Annotated in this window: 17 protein-coding genes; 14 read left to right on the forward strand and 3 right to left on the reverse strand. The window is 58.3% G+C overall.

Going from position 1 to position 25,642, the window contains the following annotated elements; genetic code table 11:
* Nucleotides 1-8 precede the first annotated feature (8 nt).
* Complete coding sequence (gene bcp, locus JK199_RS04075) at nt 9-506, forward strand: thioredoxin-dependent thiol peroxidase (RefSeq protein ID WP_212374006.1); 498 nt, start codon at nt 9-11, stop codon at nt 504-506.
* 249 nt (nt 507-755) lie between these two features.
* On the opposite strand, the gene JK199_RS04080 is transcribed toward bcp, so the two are convergent.
* From JK199_RS04080 to JK199_RS04090, 3 genes are all read right to left on the reverse strand, one after another.
* Nucleotides 756-1,157: a hypothetical protein gene (locus tag JK199_RS04080; protein ID WP_212374007.1), complete on the reverse strand. Its 402-nt coding sequence runs from the start codon at nt 1,155-1,157 to the stop codon at nt 756-758.
* Nucleotides 1,158-1,293: 136 nt separating this feature from the next.
* Complete coding sequence (locus JK199_RS04085) at nt 1,294-2,556, reverse strand: MFS transporter (RefSeq protein WP_077930135.1); 1,263 nt, start codon at nt 2,554-2,556, stop codon at nt 1,294-1,296.
* 71 nt (nt 2,557-2,627) lie between these two features.
* On the reverse strand, nt 2,628-3,923 hold the full coding sequence (locus tag JK199_RS04090) for a dicarboxylate/amino acid:cation symporter (protein WP_237388700.1): 1,296 nt from the start codon (nt 3,921-3,923) through the stop codon (nt 2,628-2,630).
* 171 nt (nt 3,924-4,094) lie between these two features.
* Between JK199_RS04090 and JK199_RS04095 the strand changes: the two genes are divergently transcribed.
* The 13 genes from JK199_RS04095 (at nt 4,095) to rpsL (ending at nt 25,639) form a co-directional block, all read left to right on the forward strand.
* Nucleotides 4,095-5,375 (forward strand): DNA recombination protein RmuC, encoded by a 1,281-nt coding sequence (locus JK199_RS04095; RefSeq protein WP_212374009.1) that lies wholly within the window; start codon nt 4,095-4,097, stop codon nt 5,373-5,375.
* Nucleotides 5,376-5,416: 41 nt separating this feature from the next.
* Nucleotides 5,417-6,115 (forward strand): response regulator transcription factor, encoded by a 699-nt coding sequence (locus JK199_RS04100; RefSeq protein WP_077931631.1) that lies wholly within the window; start codon nt 5,417-5,419, stop codon nt 6,113-6,115.
* The gene (locus tag JK199_RS04105; protein ID WP_212374011.1) at nt 6,102-7,487 is read left to right on the forward strand and encodes a sensor histidine kinase; all 1,386 of its coding nucleotides are present in this window, start codon (nt 6,102-6,104) and stop codon (nt 7,485-7,487) included. The genes JK199_RS04100 and JK199_RS04105 overlap by 14 nt, the downstream gene beginning before the upstream one ends.
* 103 nt (nt 7,488-7,590) lie before the next feature.
* Entirely contained in the window at nt 7,591-10,764 is a 3,174-nt protein-coding gene (locus tag JK199_RS04110) for an efflux RND transporter permease subunit (protein WP_077930132.1), read from the forward strand.
* Nucleotides 10,761-12,107, forward strand: a complete 1,347-nt coding sequence (locus tag JK199_RS04115) for an efflux RND transporter periplasmic adaptor subunit (RefSeq protein WP_086655382.1) — start codon at nt 10,761-10,763, stop codon at nt 12,105-12,107. Before JK199_RS04110 ends, JK199_RS04115 begins: the two co-directional genes overlap by 4 nt.
* Nucleotides 12,108-12,181: 74 nt before the next feature.
* The gene (locus JK199_RS04120) at nt 12,182-13,732 is read left to right on the forward strand and encodes an efflux transporter outer membrane subunit (protein ID WP_408736691.1); all 1,551 of its coding nucleotides are present in this window, start codon (nt 12,182-12,184) and stop codon (nt 13,730-13,732) included.
* Nucleotides 13,733-13,837: 105 nt separating this feature from the next.
* Nucleotides 13,838-14,269 (forward strand): 50S ribosomal protein L11, encoded by a 432-nt coding sequence (gene rplK, locus JK199_RS04125; RefSeq protein WP_025826428.1) that lies wholly within the window; start codon nt 13,838-13,840, stop codon nt 14,267-14,269.
* Between the two features lie 4 nt (nt 14,270-14,273).
* Nucleotides 14,274-14,966, forward strand: a complete 693-nt coding sequence (gene rplA / locus JK199_RS04130; protein WP_077930129.1) for a 50S ribosomal protein L1 — start codon at nt 14,274-14,276, stop codon at nt 14,964-14,966.
* Nucleotides 14,967-15,251: 285 nt separating this feature from the next.
* Nucleotides 15,252-15,776 carry a 50S ribosomal protein L10 gene (rplJ, locus tag JK199_RS04135; protein ID WP_077930128.1) on the forward strand — a complete coding sequence of 175 codons (525 nt, stop codon included), beginning with the start codon at nt 15,252-15,254 and terminating at the stop codon, nt 15,774-15,776.
* A 98-nt stretch (nt 15,777-15,874) separates the two neighbouring features.
* A complete protein-coding gene (gene rplL / locus JK199_RS04140; protein ID WP_077930127.1) occupies nt 15,875-16,249 on the forward strand; it encodes a 50S ribosomal protein L7/L12 in 375 nt (124 codons plus the stop codon).
* Between the two features lie 228 nt (nt 16,250-16,477).
* The gene (rpoB, locus tag JK199_RS04145; protein WP_077930126.1) at nt 16,478-20,650 is read left to right on the forward strand and encodes a DNA-directed RNA polymerase subunit beta; all 4,173 of its coding nucleotides are present in this window, start codon (nt 16,478-16,480) and stop codon (nt 20,648-20,650) included.
* 93 nt (nt 20,651-20,743) lie between these two features.
* On the forward strand, nt 20,744-24,919 hold the full coding sequence (gene rpoC, locus JK199_RS04150; protein ID WP_212374013.1) for a DNA-directed RNA polymerase subunit beta': 4,176 nt from the start codon (nt 20,744-20,746) through the stop codon (nt 24,917-24,919).
* A 348-nt stretch (nt 24,920-25,267) separates the two neighbouring features.
* The gene (rpsL, locus tag JK199_RS04155; protein ID WP_025826436.1) at nt 25,268-25,639 is read left to right on the forward strand and encodes a 30S ribosomal protein S12; all 372 of its coding nucleotides are present in this window, start codon (nt 25,268-25,270) and stop codon (nt 25,637-25,639) included.
* Nucleotides 25,640-25,642 lie beyond the last annotated feature (3 nt).

Raw genomic sequence — 25,642 nt, forward strand, 5'->3', positions numbered from 1 at the left:
ACCGGATTATGGCAGACACCCACACCACGCCTGACGTTGACCTGAAAGAAGGAGACAACGCTCCGGATTTCCAGATGGACGCCAGCCGGGGCCGCACAGTGAGCCTTGCGGCCCTTAAGGGAAAGCCGTTTGTGCTGTATTTCTACCCCAAAGCGGATACGCCCGGCTGTACGAAAGAAGCCTGTGGCTTCAATGAGGCTCTCGGCCAGTTTGAGGGGGCCGGGTTGACGATTATCGGCGTCTCGCGTGACCCGGTGAAAAAGCTGGATAAATTCGCGGAGAAATATGACCTCACCTTCCCGCTGGCGTCTGACGAGGCGGGGCGCGTGACGGAAGCCTACGGCGTATGGGTGGAAAAATCCCTGTATGGCAAAACCTATATGGGGATTGACCGCACTACGTTCCTGATTGGCGCAGACGGCAAAATTGTCCGGATCTGGAAAAAGGTGAAAGTGCCCGGCCATGTGGACGCCGTGCTGGAGGCCGCAAAAGATCTTGCGGCGTAAGCCGAAGCAGAAGACCGTGACCCGGTGACCCGGTGACCCGGTGACCCGGTGACCCGGTGACCCGGTGACCCGGTGAGACCCACGCGATGGGTAGACACAACACACCGGCGTTGTGCCACCCGGCCTGAAAACGGGCTTTAGCCAGCAGGTCTGGTCATGCGGGGACTGCTGGCCTCTGACGCCAGAACGGAAGCCGAAGCCTTGCCTGTTCTGGCCATAAGTGTTGCCCGAAAAATGCTCTGGCTGAGGTTACCAGCCAGAATAGTAGCTCCCCGGTGCGTAGTAGCCCGGCGCAACCGGAGCGACGGGCACAGCCGGCACTACCGGTATCGCATATCCCATGGCCGGAGGCGGCGGAGGGGGCGGTGCGTAGGCTACCGGCGGCGGTGCGCCGCCACCCATCGCAGCACCCGCAAGGGCCCCAACGGCCAGACCGCCAATCAGCGCACCGGCAATGGCGCCCCCACCGGGGCCACGGTGCCAGCCTCTGCGCGGGCCACCGCCCCAGTAACCACGCGGAGGCGGCGGCGGACCGCCCCAGCCCGGACGGCCCCATCCGCCGCCCGGATGCGCCTCGGCAGCGGGCAGGGTGGCCAGTGTTGTCCCCGCAATAAGGGGCAGAGCGAGAAGAAGTTTTGTTATGCGGCGCATCGTGTGCCTCCTCGAAACTGTGGGAGGAAACACCGGAGTGTTCCCTCTCTGAGGCTTAGTAACGCGCCGCCTCATGGCAATTTCAAGGCCGCTTCCGGGCGATTTGTGTCCGGCAGGGTGTGACGGAGCTGCCGCCTCAGTTCTGGTCAATCTCCGTCGTTTTGCGGAGAGACAGGACGGTAAGCAGCGTTACGAGGGCGCAGGCTGAGACGTAATAGGCAAACCACATCTCATGCCCCATCTGCTTGCACCACAGGGCGACATATTCCGTCGTGCCGCCAAAAACGGAGACTGTTACGGCGTAAGGCAGCGCCACACCCAGCGCGCGGATACGGGTGGGGAACAGTTCCGCCTTTACCACCGCGTTGATGGAGGTATAGCCTGAGGCGATGAACAAGGCGCCGGTAATCAGTCCAAACGCGGCCCATGGTGAGGAAACGCCAGAAAGCAGCGTCAGCAGCGGCACGGTGCCCAGCGTGGCGCAGACGCCAAAATATAGCAGCAGCGGGCGGCGGCCGATGCGGTCAGACAACGCGCCGAAGGCGGGCTGTATGGCGGCAAAGACCAGCAGAGAGGCGGAAGAGACCAGCGTGGCCGTCTCTTTTGGAAAACCAAGGCTGTTTGCAAGATATTTCTGCATATAGATGGTGTAGGTGTAGAAAATAACGGTGCCACCCAGCGTCATGCCACAGACGGTCAGCACTGCGCGGGGATACTGGAGGAGCGCGCGCACGCCGCCTTTTTCTTTTTGTGTGCTGGCTTTTTGAAAACGCTCACTTTCTTCCATATGCCGGCGCAGCCAGAACACCAGCAAGGCCCCCAGCGCGCCGATAAAGAAGGGAACGCGCCAGCCCCATGCGCCGATCTGTTCCGGTGTCAGCAGCACGTATTGCATCAGCAGCAGGATCAGCAGCGCCAGCAACTGCCCCATCACAAGCGTGACGTAGAGAAACCCCGACCAGAAACCACGGTGTTCCGGGGTGGACATTTCTGCCAGATAGGTGGCGGAGGCCCCATATTCCCCACCAAGGCTGAGGCCCTGCACCAGCCGGGCAAGCAGCAGTACAGCGGGTGCCGCAAGACCAATCTGCTCATAGGTCGGGCAGACAGCAATCGCCAGTGATCCAACACACATGGCGGTGACGGATAACGTCAGCGCCGCCCGGCGGCCGTAGCGGTCCGCCGCTGCGCCCAGCAGCCAGCCACCCACCGGACGCATGAAAAACCCGACCGCGAAAATTGCAGCCGCATTCAGCAGTTCTGCGGTCTGGTTCCCGCGCGGGAAGAAGGCATGCGCGAAGTAAATGGTAAAAGAGGAATAGACATACCAGTCATAATATTCCAGCAGGTTTCCGGCTGAGCCTGCCAGAATACCGCGAAGGCGCTGTGCTGTTGTCATTCCGGTTTGCATGTAAACTCTCGCATCTGATCAGGAGGCTTTTAAAAGCTGAAAGAAAGGGGGATGGCCGCTCAGGCGTGAGGTCTATCGTTTAAGGCGGCGTGGAGTTGCTCCTCGTCCAGCGCATTTTCCCAGCGGGAAATAACGAGCGCGGCCACAGCATTCCCGACAAGATTGGTCAGGGAACGACATTCGGACATAAAGCGGTCAATACCCAGAATAAGGGCCATCCCCCCCACAGGCACGCTGGGCACAACGGAAAGCGTTGCCGCAAGCGTGATAAAGCCCGCGCCTGTCACGCCCGCAGCGCCTTTTGAACTCACCATGGCCACCAGCAGCAGAGCAAGCTGCTCCCCAAGGCCCAGATGTACGTCCGTTGCCTGAGCAATGAACAGGGCCGCGAGGGTCATGTAAATATTGGTGCCATCCAGATTGAAGGAATAGCCCATAGGCACCACCAGCCCGACAATCCCCTGCGGGCAACCGGCTTTTTCCAGTTTGGAGATTAGTCCCGGCAGAGCGGATTCTGAGGAACTGGTGCCCAGAACAATCAGCAGTTCTTCCTTGATGTAGCCCAGCAGCCGGAAAATGCTGATGCCCATCATGCGCGTGACTACGCCCAGAACCCCGCAGACAAACAGAATGGCGGTGAGATAAAACGCCAGAACCAGTGCGAGCAGATGCCCGATGGAGGCCACGCCGAATTTGCCGACCGTAAAGGCCATGGCCCCGAAGGCGCCGATGGGGGCGACGTACATCACCAGTCGCACCACGCCAAAAACCAGCTCTGTCAGATTACGGAAGAGTGACAGCACTTTCTGCCCGCTTTCCCCCATCTGGGCGAGGCTGATGCCAAACAGGATGGCAATCAGCAGTACCTGCAAAATCTCGCCGGATGTAAACGCCCCTGCCGTGGTGCTGGGGATGATACGCATCAGGAATTCGGTAAAGGAGTGGGAGTGCGCCTCGCTCACAAACGTCGCGACGGCGCCGCTGTCCAGTGAGGCAGGCTTGATATGCAGCCCCGCACCCGGACGGGCGATGTTGGCCACCAGCATGCCCACAATCAGCGCCAGTGTTGAAAAACACAGGAAATAGGCCATCGCCTTGCCTGCGACGCGCCCTGTCTGCTTCAGGTCCGCCATGCCTGCAATGCCGGTGCAGACGGTCAGAAAAATGACTGGCGCGATCACCATCTTGATGAGTTTGACAAATCCATCCCCCAGCGGCCGCAGGGAGGCGCCGAGATTGGGGAAGAAATAGCCCACAAGAATGCCCGCAATAACGGCAATGATCACCTGAATGTAAAACAGGTGGGCACGAGAGGAGCCGGAATGGGCGGAGGAGGTTGGGTCAGGTAAGGCCAAAAGGGTATTTTCCCGGTTTGTTCATTATTCTTGTCAACGCTCTGGCAGCGCGGCAAACCTTGCGCGATGTTGTATACAGGCTTGTCATTGCATTGGCGTCATAAATTATTATTTGGTGTCAGCTCAGCACGAACCGGCCTCCCTGCCGAGAGAAAATGAGACAGATCACGGATGGATGATGGAATAATGCTGGCTGTTGTGGCTTTGGGGGCACTTGCGCTGGGGGCTGTGCTGGCGTGGCTGCTGGGTGCTGGCGGCCGGGGGCAGGGCGGCGCGGACGCGGATCTGCTGGCCCGGCTTTACGTGCTGATGGAGCAGGAAACTGCCGCGGCCAGGACGGAAGCCGCGCATCAGAGAACCCATCTGGCCGAGATGGAACGGGTGATGACCGGGCGGATTGAGCAGGTGCGCTCCGAGCTGGCTGAACGTCTGGCCGGCATGGCGGGCAGTATGGGGCGCGAGCAGGCGGAGGTGCGGGCGGCACAGGCCGAGGCCCTGCGGGACATGGCGGAAGCGTCCGCCCGTCAGCTTTCCGCTATCCGCGTGGCCGTGACGGACCAGTTGCATGAGGCCGTGGAGCGGCAGATGCAGACGTCCTTCCAGCGGGTGCTGGAGCAGTTCAGCGCCATGCAGAAAGCCATGGGGGAAGTGCGGGCCATGACAGCGCAGATCAGTGATCTCAAGCGCCTGTTCGGCAACGTAAAAACCCGCGGCGGCTGGGGTGAGGCTCAGTTGAAAGCCATTCTGGATGATGTGCTGCCTGAAGGCTCTTACGAATCGAATGTCCGGCTGGGGCCGGGGAATGATGTGGTGGAATTTGCAATCCGCATGCCGGTCCGCGCCAGCACACCGCCAGTCCTGCCGGTGGACAGCAAGTTCCCGACGGAGGCGTATGAACGCCTGCTGAACGCGGTGGAGGAGGGTGATGCGGTGGCCGAGAAGGCTGCCCGTAAATCTCTGGAAAGCACATTGCGGCTGGAATCACGGAAAATTGCGACCAAATATATCCACCCGCCGCGCACGGTGGAATTTGCCGTGCTGTATCTGCCAACCGACGGACTTTACGCGGAGGCCGCGCGTATTCCGGGCCTGATTGATGAAATTGGCCGCACCTGCCGGGTGATGATCATGGGTCCGGCTTTGATGCCCGCTCTGCTGCGCACGGTGCATCTGGGATACGTAACTCTGGCGCTGGAAGACCGGACGGAAACCATTGCCCGCCTGCTGGGCGCCACCCGGCAGGAAATGATCCGTATGGATGGCGTGCTGGAAAAACTGGCGCGTAATGCACAGGCCATGTCAACATCCATTGAGGAAGCCCGGAGGCGGACCCGTGTGGTGAGCCGCCGCCTGCGGGAACTGGACGCCCCGGAGACGGAAGATGTGGCGCTTAATCCTGAAATGGAATTTACTGGCTCTGAACCGGGGAACACAGCATCAGGACAGTTATGACGGACGAGACAGGAACCAACACAAACCCGGATGACGCACACATGGCTCTGCCGGGCCACTCCAGAGGCGTGGTGCTGCTGATAGAAGATGACAGCGCCATTGCTGAGGAAATTGTGGGAGAACTGATGGGTCACGGCTTTGAGGTGCGGCATGAGGAGACGGGTGATGCCGGTCTGACCTCCGCTCTCACGGGTGAGGCGCATGTGATGGTGGTGGATCGCCTGCTGCCGGGCATGGACGGGCTGAGCGTGATTGAGGCTGTGCGCCAGCATGGCATCCGTACGCCGGTGCTGGTGCTGTCCGCCCTTTCCGCCGTGGATGACCGCGTGACCGGGCTGAAGGCGGGCGGGGATGACTATCTGACCAAGCCCTTCGCGATGGAAGAGCTGATGGCGCGGGTCGAGGCCCTGCTGCGCCGCCCGGATGATACGCGCAGCACCACGCTGCGGGTCGGACCGCTTTCCATGGACCTTATTGAACGCCGTGTCTGGCGGGACGGGCGGGAGATTGAACTCCTGCCGCGAGAATTCCGCCTGCTGGAATATCTCATGCGCAGGCCGGGGCAGGTGCTGACGCGCTCCATGATGCTGGAAGATGTCTGGCAATATCGCTTTATCCCGCGCACCAATCTGGTGGATGTGCATATCGGCAAGCTCCGCCGGAAGGTGGATGCCCCCGGAGAAGAGCCGCTGATCCGCAGTATTCGCGGCACAGGGTTCCTGCTGCGTGTTCCTGACTGAACTTTTCCGCACCGCGACCTTCCGCCTGACCCTCGCCGCTCTGGCTGCCATGGCGGGCGTGATGGTGATGCAGTTCGGGCTGGTCTACACCCAGATGGAAGCGGTGGAATCCCGCCGCTCGACCGAACTGCTACGCGGAGAGTCGCGTCTGCTGGCGCAGATGACGCCGGAACATCTGGAATATGTCATTCGTAAACGCGCCACGGATGACATGCGGCTGGTGATCAGCAGCGCCGGACTGTTTGACGCAAGCCATGCCCTGATTGCCGGGGACCTGCACGTCTGGCCCAGAGGGCTGGTGGCGGACGGCAAGCCCCATAATGTGGAAATCTACCCGGAGGAAGGGGCGGCTTACCCGCTGCGCCTGCTGGCTGAAACCCTGCCGGACGGGAACATTCTGGTTCTGGGTCGCAGTTTTCATCTGCTCGCGGAGCAGAAGCTTATGCTGCGGCACGCAACGCTGGTTGCGGCCATCCCGACCCTTCTGTTCGCCCTGCTGCTGGGTATGGTGCTGAGCCGCCGTGCCCTGTTCCGGGTCAAGCAGATGCATGAGGCGATTGATCTGATCATGGCCGGGGATATCCATGAACGCCTCCCGGCGGGGAAGGAGCGGGATGATCTGGAGCGGCTGGCGGGCAGTGTAAACCGCATGCTGGACCGGCTGGAGCGGCTGATGGACGGCATGCGTGAAGTGGGGAACGATATCGCGCATGACCTGCGCACACCGCTCTCCCGCGTGCGGGCCAGACTGGAACGCGCTCTGGCCTCTGGCGGGGAGCGCGAGGCGCTGGAAGATGCCGTGAGCGGGGCGGTGGATAATCTGGACCAGTGCCTTGGCATCATCACCGCGCTGCTACGGATTGCGGAACTGGAAAGCAGCCGCCGCCGCGCGGGGTTTGAGACAGTCAATCTGAATGACCTTGGCGCGGATGTGGTTGACCTCTATGAGCCGATTGCCGAGACGGAAGGTGTCACACTGGTCATGCAGCCGACGGCTGTTCCGGTCTGTCTGGACGGAGACCGGCATCTGCTGATCGAACTGCTGGTCAATCTGGTGGATAACGCCATCAAGTTCACGCCGGAGGGCGGGCAGGTGGCGGTGAGTATCGGCCGTCAGGTCGGGTCTGTGTCTCTGGAGGTGACAGACACCGGGATCGGGATTGCGCCGGAAGAGCGCGGGGCCGTGCTCTCCCGGTTTTACCGGTCTGACAAAAGCCGGCATGTGCCGGGGAGCGGGCTGGGGCTGAGCCTTGTGTCCGCCATTGCGCACCTGCATGACGCCACGGTGCAGATTGATGCCGGGCCAGATGGGCGTGGAACACGCTTCAGTGTTATATTTGTATTACAACATGGCCTGAGACCCCCAGATTAAAAGCATTTTTATTGGCGCTCAGGGGGGATATCTGTATCTCAGTTAGGTATGAGCGATTTATCTGGATGCTGGCGTTTAGACGTGTCGGCAGGGGCTGCCACGTATGAATGAGATTGTCGTAACGGCGCTTAAAAAGCCGTATACCTTTGTGGTACTCTCCATTCTTATTCTGGTGTTTGGCATCAGAGGTGTCTTCACGACACCGACTGACGTCTTCCCCAGTATCAAGATCCCGGTTGTGGCCGTGGTCTGGACCTATACCGGCCTGATGCCCGAAGATATGTCCGGCCGCGTGGTGTATTACTATGAACGCGCGCTGACAGCGACGGTTAACAATATTGAGCATATTGAAAGCCAGTCCTATTACGGGCGCGGGATTGTAAAAATCTTCTTCCAGCCCGGAACGGATACGGCAGTCGCGCAGACGCAGATCACCTCGGTCTCCCAGACCGTGATCAAGCAGATGCCCACAGGCTCCACTCCGCCGCTGGTGCTGGCCTATAACGCGTCCTCTGTGCCGGTGATTACGTTGCAGGTCTCCTCGACCTCCATGACGGCCTCACAGATCTACGATATGTCCTCCAACCTTATCCGGCCTGCACTGGTTTCCGTCGCAGGGGCGGCAATCCCGAACCCCTATGGCGGCCAGCCCGGCAACGTGATGGTCGATCTGGACCCGGTGAAACTGCTGGCGCACCGGCTCTCCCCCGTGGATGTTTCCAAAGCTCTGAACAGTCAGAACATCGTGCTGCCCGCGGGTGATCAGCGAATTGGCGCGTTTGACTGGATGGTGCAGACCAACGCCTCCCCGCGGGATATGAATGACCTCAACATGCTGCCCATCAAACAGGTGGGGAATGCTGTGGTCCGCCTGCAGGACGTGGCGTGGGTGCATCAGGGTGGCCCGCCGCAGACCAACCTTGTGCTGGTTAAAGGCCAGCAGGGCGTTCTGATTGTGGTCATGAAGAGCGGTGATGCCTCGACACTGGATGTTGTGGCCGGGGTGAAGAAGCTGCTCCCCGGTATTATCAGCACCCTGCCGGAGGGCGTGAGCATCAAGGTCCTTAACGATGCCTCAACCTTCGTGAAAGAGTCTGTTGAGGACGTGCTGCGGGAAATGCTGACTGCCGCCTGCCTGACCGGGCTTGTGGTGCTGCTCTTCCTCGGCTCATGGCGTTCAACCGTTATTATTGCCACCTCTATTCCGCTGGCGATGCTCTGCTCCATTATCGGGCTGGGCTGGGCCGGGCAGACCATCAACGTCATGACACTTGGCGGGCTGGCGCTGGCCGTTGGTATTCTGGTGGATGATGCCACCGTGATGATTGAAAACATCGACGCGCATCTTGAGATGGATAAGGATCTTGAGACCGCGATTATCGATGCCGCCAATCAGATCGTGATCCCGACATTTGTCTCCACGCTTTGTATCTGTATCGTCTGGATGCCGCTGTTCCAGCTTACGGGTGTTGCGGGCTGGCTGTTCATGCCAATGGCTGAAGCCATCATCTTCGCGATGATTGCGTCCTTCATTCTCTCCCGGACCCTCGTGCCGACCATGGCGAAATATATGCTGGCGGCGCAGGTCGCGGCGCATGCGCACGGTCCGGTCGCACCCAAGACCATTTTTGGCCGGTTCCAGAAAGGGTTTGAGCGCAAGTTTGAGCAGTTCCGGCAAAACTACCAGAACCTGCTGAAGCATCTGGTAGCGACGCGCGCGACGTTTATTCCGGTGTTTGTCCTGTGCTCGCTGGGGTCTCTGGGTCTGTTGTTTTTTGTCGGGCAGGATTTCTTTCCCGAAATCAATTCTGACACCATGGCCATTCACATGCGCGCGCCTCTGGGCACCAAGCTCTCGGAAGCTGGCAAGATTTCCCAGCTTGTGAATGATGAGATTGAACGCACGCTGCCGGGGCAGGTGGAAAGTATTGTCGATAACTGCGGCCTGCCGTTCAGTCCGCTTAATCAGGCTTATATTCCCACACCCACAGTCGGCACGCAGGATTGCGATCTGACGGTCTCTCTGAAAGACCCGAATTCTCCTGTGGCGGAATATCGCAGGATGATCCGCCGTAATCTGGGCGAAAAGTTCCCCGGCACGCAGATTTCCTTCCTGCCGGGGGATCTGACCGCCAAGATCCTGAACTTCGGCCTGCCATCCCCGATTGATGTGCAGATTACGGGCCGCAATCTTGCGGATAACTTCCGCTTTGCAAACCGTCTGGCGGACCGCCTGCGCCACGTAACTGGCCTCACGGACGTATCCGTCCAGCAGCCAATGACAACACCCACCCTGCGGGTGAATACACGCCGGACATACGCGCTGGGCACGGGTATTACGGAATCAGACGTGGCGAACAACGCGCTGGTCTCTCTGTCCGGCAGTTCACAGGTTGGGCAGGTTTACTGGCTGGATACCAAAACAGGTGTGTCGCATCTGATTGATATCCAGACCCCGGCGACCTTCCTGCAAACCATGAATGATCTGGAAATCACCCCGGTTGATAAAGGGGACGGTAATCCGTCCGGCCAGACCCCGCAGATTCTGGGTGGCCTGAGCCAGATTGTGCAGACAGGCACCCCCGGCGAGGTCGCGCACTATAACATCCTGCCGGTGTTCGATATCTACGCCTCCAATGAGGGCATTGATCTTGGCCGCGTCTCCCGCGAGGTTGGCCGGATTGTGGATGAAATCCGGCCCGATCTGCCGCATGGCTCCGCACTGGAAGTGCGCGGGCAGGCTGTGACCATGAACAGCGCCTATGTGCAGTTGCTCGGTGGTCTCGCCATGTCGGTGCTGCTGGTCTACCTGCTGATTGTGGTCAACTTTCAGTCCTGGCTGGACCCGTTCATCATCATCACGGCCCTTCCGGGCGCGCTGGCCGGGATTTCCTGGAGCCTGTTCCTCACGCACACCACGCTCTCCGTGCCTGCGCTCACAGGGGCGATCATGTGCATGGGGACGGCAACGGCCAACGCCATTCTGGTGGTGTCCTTTGCGCGGGAGCGGCTGGAAGAACATGGGGATGCGATTGCCGCAGCCATCGAGGCCGGGTTTGAGCGTATCCGCCCGGTGCTGATGACGGCCTCCGCCATGATCATCGGGATGTTGCCCATGTCCCTCAGTAATTCTCAGAATGCGCCACTGGGTAAAGCCGTCATGGGCGGCCTGCTGGTGGCAACAGTTGCAACCTTGCTGTTTGTGCCATGTGTTTTCGCCATGCTGCATAATCGTAAAAAGCCGACCAGTACGACGGAAGAGGGAGAAGGCGCATGAGCGGGTATCATGAAGACGGTGGCCAGCCGCAGCAGACCACACAGCATGATGCGGCGTCTTCCCGCAAGCGGACGATCGGCATTGCCGTTGTTGCTCTGGTCGCCATAATTCTGGCGGTCATCGGCATTGTGCAGCGGCAGGCGCATTTCATGCATCTGGCCAAGGAAACGCAGGAAAATGCGACACCGGCTGTGCAGGTCATTTATCCGCAGCCGGGGCCTTCCGTCCGCACGCTCTCTCTGCCCGCCAATATTGCCGCATGGTATCAGGCGCCGATTTACGCGCAGGTCTCTGGCTACGTGAAAATGTGGTACAAAGACTTTGGCGCGGTGGTGAAAACCGGCGACGTTCTGGCGGAAATCGACACGCCGGGACTGGATGCGCAATATGCAGCCGCCAAAGCCAATCTGGACGTAGCACAGGCACGCTACAAACTGGCTCAGATCACAGCACGACGCTGGAAGGCCCTGCAGGGCACGCAGGCTGTCTCACAACAGGAAGTGGATGTGCAGGCGGCCAATGCCGAGGCCCAGCAGGCGCAGGTTGAAGCCGCCCGGCATGATGTGGAGCGGTTTGCTGCCCTTGAAGGCTTCAAGAAAATTGTCGCCCCTTTTGATGGGATCGTGACATCGCGTTTTGCGGACGTTGGGGATTACGTCAATGCGGGCCGGGGAGATGTCGACTCCCATGGCAACGCCACGGAATTGTTCAGCGTGGCGGATGTGCATGCTATGCGTGTGTTTGTGGCGGTGCCGCAGGATTATGCGGATATCATCTCGCCCCGACTGGAGGCCGATCTCAGCATCCCGCAATATCCGGACCGCACCTTCAAAGCGAAGTTTCTGGCAACGGCGACGGCCTTCAACGCCTCCACCCGTACCGTGACGACCGAACTCACGCTGGATAACAAATCTGGCGAACTCTGGCCCAATTCCTACGCAACCGCCAATTTCAAGGCACCGGGTGACCCGGATATGCTGATCCTGCCGGAAGGCGCGATTATCTTCCGGGCGGAAGGCACGCAGGTCGCCCTAGTGGATGATTCCAACCATGTGCATCTGGTGGGCGTGACGGTCGGCACCAATCTGGGCACCACTGTGCAGATCCTGCGTGGCGTCAAGAAAACGGACCGCGTTGTGAACAGCCCCTCTGCCGGGCTGCTTGACGGGCAGAGTGTGCGGATTGTCAAAGGCACCCCCGGCTACAATATGCCCTCTAAAAAGCCTGCTGCTCCTAAGGCTGAGCAAAAGACACCCGCCGGGAGCACCGAGCAGGGCAAGGATGATATCCGCGCCATGCCGGAAGATAATCAACCCGCAACGGAAGCCGGGGGCCGCCCATGACAGGGCGGGCCGCACCCTTGCGACTGAACTTGAGACTGAAGCGGAGTTTTCTGGTCGGTCTGTCTCTCGCCACCATGCTGTCGGGGTGTGACATGGCCCCGCGCTACAACCCTACAAAGCTGACCATGCCAGCGGAGTGGGAGGGGCAGAGTCATGGTGTGCTCCAGTCTGCACGTCCGGCGGACGACGCCATTCGCCCGGACTGGTGGACCATGCTGGGTGACCCGGAGCTGAACCGGCTGGAAGAGCAGGCCATGCGCCTCAATCCGGACCTTCAGGCGCGGGCAGAAGCGTTTATGCAGGCGCGTGATGTGGCGATGGAGGCCAAATCGCACCTGTATCCGCAGGTTACTGGCGGCGCAGGGGGCGAAAAATACAAAGGCTCCCGGCACAGGCTGTGGCGTGGGGCAGGCTCGCAGGGGCCGGTTTATATGTCGTCCGAGCAGTATTCGGGCACAGCAACGTGGGAGCCGGATTTCTGGTCCGCCATTCGCAACAAGGTGCGGATGGCCAAGCAGGGCACACAGGCGGAAGCAGCCGCCTATGCGCTGGCGAAGCTGAGCCTTCAGGCGGAACTTGCGAGTGATTATGTGACGCTGCGTGGCCTGGACGCGCAGGACGCGGTCTATCGGGATTCTATCCGGTATTATCAGACCGCCGTGCAGGTCACTAAAATGCGTCTGGCAGGGGCGATTGCGCCGGGGATGGACGTCTCCCGCGCGGAAACCCAGCTCTACACCACACAGGCGCAGGAAACCGAAGTCCGCGCCCAGCGTGACGTGATGGAGCACGCCATTGCCGTGCTGGTGAATGAGGCCCCGGCATCATTCCATATTGCGCCTGTCACCCGTCTGTCCTTTGCCGAAATCCAGCCGCCGGTCGCTCTGCCGTCCACGTTGCTGGAGCGCAGGCCGGATATTGCGGAGGCCGAACGGCGCATGGCGCAGGCCAACCGGGCCATTGGTGTCTCGCGGGCGGCGTTTTATCCGCACATTACCTTCAACGCCATGACGGGCTTCATGGATAACGGGTTTGACCTCGCGTCTCTCTCCAACTCCATGTACCAGTTCGGCGTGCAGGCTCTGATGCCGCTTTTTCAGGGTGGTTTGCGGCGCGCGGAACTCCAGCGCAACTGGTCGCAATACCGGGAGAAGGAAGACCTGTATCGCAGCACCGTGCTGGATGCGTTTCAGGAGGTGGAAGATAACCTCACACGCACCAGTCGCCTGAAAACGGAATCGCAGCAGCAGAGCAATGCGGTTGCCGCAGCCCTGCACACCCAGACCATGACGATGGCGCTCTACACAGGCGGCCTGACCAACTATCTGGATGTGGTTGTGGCGCAGGTGGCAGCCCTGAACGCGCGCATTGCGCTTGTGCAGGTGCAGACGCGGGCCGTGGATGCGCGTGTGGAGCTGATTCGCGCGCTGGGCGGCGGCTGGTCCCGCGCCGAGCTTCCGCAGTCTGATAAAATCATGCCGTTCCAGCCGTTGCAGTATGGCAATCTGCGCCATGCAGCCCCCCTTGGCGGCATCACGACGCAGCCCGATCCGGCTGCATCAGACCTCACGTCAGGCGGCGCAAATATGCGTCAGCCTCTTGACACAACCGGCGCGCACCGGTAAGCGCGCCTTTCCTATCGGAACGCGGGAGGCTCGTCCTGTGCCATCACCATGGCTCAGGCAGTCGTGAGAACCGCGGTCCGGGTTCAACAATGAGGAGTCCCGGATATGGCCAAAAAAGTTGTTGGCTACATCAAGCTTCAGATTCCCGCTGGTAAGGCGAATCCTTCGCCGCCGGTTGGTCCCGCGCTCGGTCAGCGTGGTCTGAACATCATGCAGTTCTGTAAAGAGTTCAACGCCAAGACCCAGGGTCTTGAGCCCGGTATGCCGATCCCGGTCGTCATCACCGCTTATGCAGACCGCACGTTCAGCTTCATCACCAAAACCCCGCCGAACACGCACTTCCTGCTCAAAGCTGCCAAAATCTCCAAAGGTAGCCAGACAGTCGGTAAGTCTGCTGCGGTTGGTAAAGTGACCATGGGTCAGCTGCGCGAAATCGCGGAGCAGAAATTCCAGGACATGAACGCCAATGATATCGATGGTGCCGTGCGGATGCTGGTTGGCTCTGCCCGTTCCATGGGTCTGACGGTGGAGGGCTGAGAGCATGGCTAAGAATAAGCGTATTGCCGCTGCACGCAGCAAAGTCACACACGGTCAGGTCTACGGGCTGGACGAAGCTCTTGCTCTGGTAAAGGGCAACGCGACCGCCAAGTTTGACGAAACGGTTGAAATCTCCCTCAATCTGGGCATTGACCCGCGTCATGCTGACCAGATGGTCCGTGGCTTTGTTTCCCTGCCGAACGGCACGGGTAAGACGCTGCGCGTTGGTGTGTTTGCTCGTGGCGCGAAAGCTGAAGAAGCAACCGCTGCCGGTGCCGACGTTGTTGGCGCTGAAGACCTGATGGAAAAAGTGCAGGCTGGCGAAATCGAATTCGACCGCTGCATTGCAACCCCGGACATGATGGCTCTGGTCGGTCGTCTGGGTAAGATCCTCGGTCCGCGTGGTCTGATGCCGAACCCGAAGCTGGGCACCGTGACCATGGACGTTAAGGGTGCTATCACGGCAGCCAAGTCCGGTCAGGTCGAATATCGTGCTGAAAAAGCCGGTATCGTGCATGCTGGTATCGGCAAGGCGTCCTTCGATGAAGCAAAGCTGGCTGAAAATGCCCGTGCGTTCATTGATGCCGTGCAGAAAGCTCGTCCGTCCGGTGCGAAGGGCACGTATCTGAAAAAGATCGCTCTTGCTTCCACCATGGGCCCGGGCGTTCAGGTCGATACCTCAGCCTTCTCTGGCTGAGTTTGAAATGCTGCTGCGCGGGACTTCGGTCCGGTGTGGCACATTATGGGAAGCGCCTTAGGGCTGCTTCCCGATCCTGTCCGAGATCACACGTGGCCCAGTGCCGTAAAAAGCCTTTATGGCTTGCGCGTGTAAGACGGGGATGCTGGTTGCAGGCTGTTTTTCGGCAGGCTCCGGGTATTCCGTTTGAAGGACAGGCGAGCGGGTTTCACGCTTCTTCGTGAAATCCTGAGGGCAACCCGCTTTGTTCAGCTTGCGCTGGATGAAGCAAGACGGAGACGGGATTTGAACCGTACGGAAAAGCAGGCCTCTGTTGCCGCCCTTGCCGCCGTGTTCGCTGAAACGTCCATGGTTGTGGTCACCCAGAATGCTGGTCTGACCGTAGCTGATGTGACGGATCTGCGACGCAAAGTGCGTGCAGCGGGTGCAACTTACAAGGTCGCAAAAAACCGGCTGGCAACTCTCGCCCTGGATGGGACCCAGTTCGACGGCATTAAGCCGATGCTTAAAGGACCGACTGCTCTTGCATGGGCAGCTGATCCGGTAGCAGTGGCGAAGGTGATCGTCGAGTTCGCCAAAACCAATGACAAGCTTGTGCTGGTCGGGGGTTCTCTTGGTTCGCAGGTGCTTGACGCCAACGGACTGAAGGCTCTGGCCGAACTGCCGTCTCTGGATGCACTGCGCGCGCAGCTCGTGGGTCTTATCTCCACGCCCGCTACGCGTATCGCAGGTGTTGTTCAGGCACCGGCAGGGCAGCTTGCCCGGGTTTTTGGGGCCTATGCCAAAACGGGTGAGGCGGAAGCCGCCTAAAGCACGCCTTCACCTGAAGACGTGTTCAAGAAATCGCATGGCCTTCCATCGGGGAGGTTGTGCTTTGCAAACCAGTGTTTATATTAGGAAGTCTAATCATGGCTGATCTTAACAAGCTCGTTGACGAACTGTCCGCTCTGACCGTTCTGGAAGCTGCTGAACTCTCCAAGCTGCTGGAAGAAAAGTGGGGCGTTTCCGCTGCTGCTCCGGTTGCTGTTGCTGCTGCTGGTCCGGCTGCTGCCGCTGCTCCGGCTGAAGAAAAGACCGAATTTGACGTCGTTCTGACCAAAGCTGGCGACAAGAAAATCAACGTCATTAAGGAAATCCGTGCGATCACGGGTCTGGGCCTGAAAGAAGCCAAGGACCTGGTTGAAGGCGCACCGAAGACCATTAAAGAAGGCGCAAGCAAAGACGAAGCCGAAAAAATCAAGAAGACTCTTGAAGACAACGGCGCAAGCGTCGAAATTAAATAAGTTTTCCAGTCTCCCGCTGTCTCCGGGCAGCGGGGTGATGGAAGGGTTTTCGGGTGGAGGTGTGTTGCCTCTGCCCGTTTGCCTGTTTCGGATCCGGTTCGGAGCAGGTATAGATGCCGGGATTTCCCGGTATTCAGTGAAGGCCGGTTACTACAGATCGGACCATCAGGCTCGCGGTAGAGCGCGGCGGGCCTGATGGTCCGAGACAAGGGCGGGGCAGGAGCGAAGATGAACGCAATCACCAAATCGTTCACAGGACGGAAGCGGATTCGCAAGAGTTTCGGGCGGATCCCCGAAATCGCTCCGATGCCGAACCTGATTGATGTGCAGCGCGCGTCTTATGAGACGTTTCTTCAGGCGAATGTGTCGCCTGATGCGCGCACACCGACGGGTTTGCAGGAGGTTTTCCGGTCTGTTTTCCCGATTAACGACTTTGCAGGTCGTGGGCGGCTTGAATTCGTAAGCTACGAATTTGAAGAGCCGAAATATGATGTTGAAGAATGCATTCAGCGCGGGCTGACCTATTCCGCCCCGCTGAAAGTGATCCTGCGTCTCATTGTATGGGATGTGGATGAAGATACGGGTTCCCGCTCCATCCGGGATATCAAGGAGCAGCCGGTCTATATGGGCGACATGCCCCTGATGACCGACAACGGCACCTTTATCGTTAACGGCACCGAGCGAGTTATCGTCAGCCAGATGCACCGCTCTCCGGGTGTGTTCTTTGATCACGATAAAGGCAAGACGCACTCTTCCGGCAAATATCTGTTTGCCGCGCGCGTCATTCCGTATCGTGGTTCATGGCTCGATTTTGAATTTGACGCCAAAGATCTGATCTATGTGCGTATCGACCGTAAGCGTAAGCTGCCTGTCACCACGCTGCTGTATGCGCTGGAAGGTGAGGCCTCTGCCGCTGCCCGTAAGGCAAAAGCAGCAGAAGGTGGTGACGTTGATGCTCTGGATATCAAGGGGATGGATGATAATGAAATCCTCTCCTATTTCTATGACACCGTTACCTTCACCAAGACGGCTAAAGGCTGGGCCCGCCCGTTTGATGCGGATTCTTTCCGTGGCATGAAGCTGCTTGCACCGCTGGTGGATGCTGAAACCGGGGAAGTGGTTGCCGAGGCAGAAGCTAAGCTGACGGCCCGTACCGTCCGTAAGATTGCCGAAAAAACCCGTGAAGTGCTGGTGGGCGAGATCGACCTGCTGGGCCGCTTTATTGCCCGGGATATGGTCAATCTGGACACGGGTGAGATCTACGCGGAAGCTGGCGACGAAATCACGGAAGCCACGCTGACCGGGCTTGAAGAAGCTGGTGTGACGGAAATGCCGGTGCTGGCAATTGACGCCGCCAAGGGTCCGTGGATCCGCAACACGCTGGTTGTTGATAAAAACACGGCGCGTGATGAAGCGCTGATTGATATCTACCGCGTGATGCGTCCGGGTGAGCCGCCGACGGCTGAAACCGCCGACGCCATGTTCCACGGGCTGTTCTTTGATCCCGATCGCTATGACTTGTCTTCGGTCGGTCGTGTGAAGATGAACATGCGCCTTGATATTGATGTGCCGGATACCGTGCGCGTTCTGCGTAAGGAAGATATCCTGCGTACCATCAAGGTGATGTGTGAACTCAAGGACGGCCGCGGTCAGGTCGATGATATTGATAACCTTGGTAACCGCCGCGTTCGCTCGGTTGGCGAATTGATGGAAAACCAGTATCGCGTCGGTCTGCTGCGGATGGAACGCGCCATTCGTGAACGGATGGGCTCTGTCGATATTGATACGGTCATGCCGCATGACCTGATCAACGCGAAGCCTGCCGCTGCTGCTGTGCGTGAGTTCTTCGGGTCTTCCCAGCTCAGCCAGTTCATGGATCAGACAAACCCGCTGTCTGAAGTCACGCATAAGCGTCGTCTCTCAGCGCTTGGTCCGGGTGGTCTGACGCGTGAACGCGCAGGCTTTGAAGTCCGTGACGTTCACCCGACCCATTATGGCCGTATCTGCCCGATTGAAACGCCGGAAGGCCCGAACATCGGTCTGATCAACTCCCTGTCCACCTACGCCAAGGTGAACAAATACGGCTTTATCGAAACGCCGTATCGTCTGGTGAAAGACGGCGTTCTTCAGGATGGCTGGAAATATCTTTCCGCCATGGAAGAAGAAAAGCTGGTCGTCGCCCAGGCCGATGCCGAGCAGAGTGCCGATGGTACGCTGACGGGGGATCTGGTGTCCGTGCGTCGTGGCGGGGACTTCCGTCTCGTGCCGCCGACGGAAGTGACGGCCTGTGACGTTTCTCCGAAGCAGCTCGTGTCTGTCGCGGCCGCGCTCATTCCGTTCCTTGAGAACGATGACGCGAACCGCGCACTGATGGGTTCCAACATGCAGCGTCAGGCTGTGCCGCTGGTGCGCTCTGATGCGCCGCTGGTTGGCACAGGGATGGAAGCCGCAGTGGCTCATGACTCCGGTGCGACAATTGTTGCCCGTCGTCAGGGGATTGTGGACCAGATCGACGGTGCGCGTATCGTTGTCCGGGCAACAGATGCCAATGGCTCGACGCAGGGTGTCGATATCTATCGTCTGCGGAAATACTCCCGCTCCAACCAGTCGACCTGCATCAACCAGCGCCCGCTGGTGCATGTGGGTGACACTGTTCTTGCTGGCGATATCATTGCGGATGGTCCGTCAACCGAACTGGGTGAACTGGCTCTGGGCCGGAACACGCTCGTCGCGTTCATGCCCTGGAACGGTTACAACTTCGAAGATTCCATCCTGATTTCCGAACGTATCGCGAAAGATGACGTGTTTACCTCGATCCATATCGAGGAATTCGAAGTCATGGCGCGTGATACCAAGCTGGGTCAGGAAGAAATCACGCGTGATATCCCCAATGTGGGTGAAGAAGCGCTGCGGAATCTGGACGAAGCTGGCATCGTTTACGTTGGCGCTGAAGTGAACCCTGGTGATATCCTTATCGGTAAGGTCACGCCGAAGGGCGAAAGCCCGATGACGCCGGAAGAAAAACTTCTGCGCGCTATCTTCGGCGAAAAAGCGTCTGACGTGCGGGATACCTCTCTGCGTCTGCCGCCCGGCACAACCGGCACCATTGTCGATGTCCGCGTGTTCTCACGTCGCGGCGTGGACAAGGACGAACGTGCGATGGCGATTGAACGCGCCGAAATCGAACGGCTGTCCAAGGACCGTGATGACGAGCGCGCCATTCAGGAACGCTCTTTCTACAGCCGTCTGCGTGAAAAGCTGCTCGACCAGACCGCAGGGGCCGGATTCAAGGGTATCCGCTCCGGTACCGTGATTACGGACGAAGTTCTGGATGAAAATCCCCGTGGTGCATGGCGCAACATCGTCGTCGCATCTGATGAGGTGATGGCTGAGCTGGAAACGCTGCGTCGTGAATTTGATGCCTCTGTGGCAAAAATTCAGGCCCGCTTTGAAAGCAAGGTTGAAAAGCTTCAGCGTGGTGATGAACTGCCGCCCGGCGTGATGAAAATGGTCAAGGTGTTTGTCGCCGTGAAGCGTAAGCTTCAACCCGGTGACAAAATGGCCGGTCGTCACGGAAATAAGGGTGTTGTCTCCCGCGTGGTGCCTGTTGAAGACATGCCCTTCCTGGAAGATGGCACGTCTGTTGACATCGTGCTGAACCCGCTGGGTGTGCCGTCCCGTATGAACGTGGGGCAGATTCTGGAAACGCATCTGGGCTGGGCCTGTGCCAACCTTGGTCGTGGCATTGGTGATCTGGTGGATGAATACCAGCGCACGGGTGAAAAGCGTCAGGAGCTGCTGGACCGTCTGAAAGACGTTTACGGGCAGAACATTTATGACGATGCCATTGCCAACATGGACAACCGTGAACTGACTGAGCTGTGCAACAATCTGCGCAAAGGCGTGCCGATTGCAACGCCGGTGTTCGATGGTGCTTCCATTCCGGATATTGAAGCCATGCTTGAAAAGGCAGGGGTGGATAAATCTGGTCAGTCTCAGCTGATTGATGGGCGCACTGGCGAGCCGTTCGAGCGTAAAACCACGGTTGGCTACATTTACATGCTCAAGCTGCATCACCTTGTTGATGACAAGATCCATGCACGCTCCATCGGTCCGTACTCTCTTGTGACTCAGCAGCCGCTAGGTGGTAAGGCGCAGTTCGGTGGTCAGCGCTTCGGTGAAATGGAAGTCTGGGCTCTGGAAGCCTACGGTGCTGCATATACGCTGCAGGAAATGCTGACGGTGAAATCGGATGACGTGTCCGGTCGAACCAAGGTCTATGAAGCCATTGTGCGTGAGCAGGATGACTTTGAAGCCGGTATTCCGGAAAGCTTTAACGTTCTGATCAAGGAACTGAAGTCCCTTGGCCTGAATGTTGAGCTGGAGCAGGGGGCCAAATAAGAGTGACCCTTAGCAGCACGATCCGTTCTTATTTTGAGGGGGAGGCCGGAATGACGATTCCGGCTCCTCATTTCCCTTTGGGGGCTTCGGCACATGAATGAACTCATGAAAATTCTTGGCCAGACCGGCCAGGCGATGACCTTCGACCAGATCAAGATTCAGCTTGCATCGCCTGAGCAGATCCGGTCCTGGTCGTTTGGTGAAATCAAGAAGCCCGAGACGATCAACTACCGGACATTTAAGCCGGAGCGTGATGGTCTGTTCTGCGCGCGTATTTTTGGCCCGATCAAGGACTATGAATGCCTGTGCGGCAAATACAAGCGGATGAAGTTCCGCGGTATTGTCTGTGAAAAATGCGGCGTTGAAGTCACCCTGGCAAAAGTGCGGCGCGAGCGGATGGGTCACATCCAGCTTGCCAGCCCCGTTGCCCATATCTGGTTTCTGAAGTCTCTTCCGAGCCGTATCGGCCTGATGGTCGATATGACGCTGAAAGACCTCGAAAAAGTGCTGTATTTCGAGAACTATCTCGTTCTTGAACCCGGCACGTCTCCGCTCAAGCAGTATTCTCTGCTGACGGAAGAACAGTACCTCGACGCCATGGATGAATATGGCGAAGAAGGGATTGAAGTCGGGATCGGCGCTGAAGCTATCAAGAAGGTGCTGGAACGCATCGACTGTGATGCCGAAAAAGTGGAACTGCGTCAGGCTCTGAAAGAGACGACGTCTGAAGCCAAGCGCAAGAAGCTTGTCAAACGCCTGAAGCTGATTGAGGCCTTCTCAGAAAGCGGCTCTCGCCCTGAGTGGATGATCCTTGATCTGGTTCCCGTCATTCCGCCGGAACTCCGTCCGCTGGTGCCGCTTGATGGGGGTCGTTTCGCAACGTCTGATCTGAATGATCTGTATCGTCGCGTTATCAACCGTAACAACCGTCTCAAGCGCCTGATGGAACTGCGTGCGCCCGATATTATCGTGCGTAACGAAAAGCGTATGCTTCAGGAAGCTGTTGACGCCCTGTTTGACAACGGCCGCCGTGGCCGTGCCATTACCGGTGCCAACAAGCGTCCGCTGAAGTCCCTGTCTGATATGCTGAAAGGCAAGCAGGGCCGCTTCCGTCAGAACCTTCTTGGTAAGCGTGTTGACTACTCTGGCCGTTCGGTCATCGTGGTTGGCCCGGAAATGAAGCTGCACCAGTGCGGCCTGCCCAAGAAGATGGCGCTGGAACTGTTCAAGCCGTTCATCTACTCTAAGCTGGAAAAATACGGCCACGCCACAACCATTAAAGCTGCAAAGCGGATGGTTGAAAAAGAACGTCCGGAAGTCTGGGATATTCTGGAAGAGGTCATTCGCGAGCATCCCGTGATGCTGAACCGCGCACCGACCCTCCATCGTCTCGGCATTCAGGCGTTTGAACCTGTGCTGGTTGAAGGCAAAGCGATCCAGCTGCATCCGCTCGTCTGTACCGCGTTCAACGCGGACTTCGACGGTGACCAGATGGCCGTGCACGTGCCGCTGAGCCTTGAGGCCCAGCTTGAAGCACGCGTGCTGATGATGTCCACCAACAACATCCTTAGCCCGGCAAACGGTAAGCCGATCATCGTGCCGTCTCAGGATATCGTTCTTGGCCTGTATTACCTCAGCCTTGAAACGCCTGAATTTGGCGCAACCCCTGACCGGAATGAGTATGACGACACCACGGGTGAACTCACCAAAAAGGGTGCTCCGTCCTTCTCGTCTATCGGTGAAGTGGAATACGCGCTTAACGCGGGTGTCCTGAAACTGCATGACAAAATCCGTGCCCGTTTCGAGACCATTGATGCGGACGGCAAGAAGCAGCATGAAACGATCGTCACGACGCCGGGACGTGTGCTGATTGCGCAGATCCTGCCGAAGAGCGACGCTATTCCGTTCTCGCTGATCAACAAGCAGCTGACCAAGAAAGCCGTGTCTGACGTTATTGATACGGTTTATCGTCACTGTGGTCAGAAAGAAGCGGTGATCTTCTGTGACCGTCTGATGGCCCTTGGTTTCCGTCACGCTGCAAAGGCCGGTATTTCCTTCGGTAAGGATGACATGATCATCCCGGCTGAAAAGAAAGTGCTGGTTGACCGCACTGCGGCTGAAGTCAAGGAATTTGAACAGCAGTATCAGGATGGTCTGATCACGGCAGGCGAACGCTACAACAAGGTGGTTGATGCCTGGTCACGCTGCACGGACGAAGTGCAGGCCGCTATGACCAAAGAGATTTCCCGTCAGGAAATCGGCAAGCCCATTAACTCCGTGTGGATGATGAGCCACTCCGGGGCTCGTGGGTCACCGGCTCAGATGAAGCAGCTTGCCGGTATGCGTGGTCTGATGGCCAAGCCGTCTGGTGAGATTATTGAACAGCCGATTATTGCGAACTTTAAAGAAGGTCTGTCGGTTCTCGATTACTTTACGTCTACCCACGGTGCACGTAAGGGTCTGGCCGATACCGCTCTGAAGACTGCAAACTCCGGGTATCTGACGCGTCGTCTGGTTGACGTGGCACAGGACTGCATCATCGTTGAAAACGATTGCGGCACCGAGCGCGGCCTGACCATTCGTGCCGTGATGGACGGCGGTGAAGTTGTTTCTTCTCTGTCCGAGCGGATCCTTGGTCGTACACTGGCGGCTGATGTGATCGATCCGGCTTCCGGTAAGGTTGTTGCCCCGCGCAACTGCCTGATTGATGAAGCCGATGCGGAACGCATTGAAAGCTCAGGCGTGGAAACGGTGCAGATCCGGTCTGTGCTGACCTGTGACAGCCGTGTTGGTGTGTGTGGTCACTGCTATGGCCGTGATCTGGCACGCGGCACGCCGGTCAACATTGGTGAAGCTGTTGGCGTTATTGCCGCACAGTCCATCGGTGAACCGGGTACACAGCTGACCATGCGTACCTTCCATATCGGTGGTGCGGCGCAGCGTGGTGCTGAGCAGTCAATGATCGAAGCGTCTCGTGATGGTAAAGTGGTTATCCGTAACCGCAACGTCGTGCAGAACAGTCAGGGCGTGCCGGTTGTCATGGCCCGTAACTGTGAAATTCTGCTGACCGACGAAGCCGGGGTTGAAAAAGCCCGTTATCGTGTGCCGTATGGTGCGCGACTGCTTACGACGGAAGGTGCGGAAGTCACACGGGCTCAGAAGCTGGCCGAGTGGGACCCCTACACCCTGCCGATCATTACCGAGAAAGCCGGTAAGGTTGAGTATCTGGACCTGATTGACTCCATCACGCTTGTTGAGCGTATGGATGAGGTGACAGGCCTGACAGCAAAAACCGTGGTGGACTACAAGCAGGCAGGGAAGGGCGTTGATCTGCGTCCGCGCCTGCAGCTGAAGGACGCCAAGGGTGAGGTGATCAAGCTGGATAACGGGAATGACGCCCGTTACTTCCTCCCGCCTGAATCCCTGCTGTCTGTCGAAAACGGTGCCGAAGTTCATGCGGGTGACGTGCTGGCACGTCTGCCGCGTGAAGGGTCCAAGACCCGTGATATTACCGGTGGTCTGCCGCGTGTTGCCGAGCTTTTTGAGGCTCGTCGCCCGAAGGACCATGCGATTATCGCGGAAATGGAAGGCCGTGTTGAATTTGGGAAAGATTACAAGTCCAAGCGTCGTGTCATCGTGAAGAATGATGAGACAGGCGAAGAGACGGAATATCTGATCCCCAAAGGCAAGCACGTGTCCGTTCAGGAAGGCGACTTCGTCGAAAAGGGCGATCCGCTGGTCGATGGTCCTCGCGTGCCGCATGATATTCTGAAGGTCATGGGGGTTGAGGCTCTGTCCGATTACCTCGTGAACGAAATTCAGGATGTCTATCGTCTTCAGGGTGTGAAGATTAACGATAAGCATATTGAGGTTATCGTGCGTCAGATGCTCCAGAAGGTCGAAATTCTGGAGCCGGGTGACACGACGTACCTCATTGGTGAAACCGTTGACCGGATTGAGTACGAGACCGAAAATACCAAGCGTATGAATGCTGGTGAGCGCCCTGCGGTGGCGATGCCGGTGTTGCAGGGTATTACCAAGGCCTCTCTGCAGACGCAGTCCTTCATCTCTGCCGCATCCTTCCAGGAGACCACGCGTGTCCTGACAGAGGCTGCTACCGCAGGGAAGGTGGATACTCTGAACGGTCTGAAAGAGAACGTCATTGTCGGCCGTCTGATCCCGGCAGGGACGGGCAGCGTCATGAACCGTCTGCGTGCAATCGCCGCGTCTCAGGACCGGCAGCGTGTCGGGCGCTCCGCTGCGGAGTAACGCAGCGCGCGTCGCTCAGGCATAAGAAGAAGAGGGATCAGAGTTATGCTCTGGTCCCTTTTTTTATGTGAGGGCTTCTTTTCATTTTCGTGGTTAAGAATCGCGTACCGCGCTTGACTTAAGGGGGGGGGAGAGGTAGTTAGCAGCCCTCAGCTTCTGCTCCCGTGCCGGAGCGGAGGTAAATTCGTAATTCTTGTGTAAGCATGCGGCTGGCTTCCGGTTGGAAGTAAAAGCCGGATGCCTAGATAGCCCCACACGGGTGTTGTTGCCTGGTGGGTTTTTCAAATGACAGTCGGCAGCCGATAAAAAGGCTAGCCGGCCGAACTGTGTAAGGATCGGGAAAGGCGCATGCCGACCATCAACCAGCTCATTGCCAAGGGGCGCAAGCCTGCAGTCAAGCGCAACAAAGTGCCCGCACTGCAGAGCTGCCCCCAGAAACGTGGTGTTTGCACCCGTGTTTATACGACGACGCCGAAAAAGCCGAACTCCGCACTGCGTAAAGTTGCAAAGGTGCGTCTGACGAACGGCTATGAGGTGGTGAGTTATATTCCGGGTGAAGGTCACAACCTTCAGGAACATAGCGTCGTGCTTATCCGTGGGGGTCGTGTAAAGGATCTTCCGGGTGTGCGTTATCACATCCTTCGCGGTGTCCTGGATACCCAGGGTATTGCTAAGCGTCGTCAGCGGCGTTCGCTCTACGGCGCGAAGCGTCCGAAGTAAGAG

The sequence above is a fragment of the Acetobacter persici genome, assembly GCF_018256955.1.
Classification (GTDB): Bacteria; Pseudomonadota; Alphaproteobacteria; order Acetobacterales; family Acetobacteraceae; genus Acetobacter; species Acetobacter persici.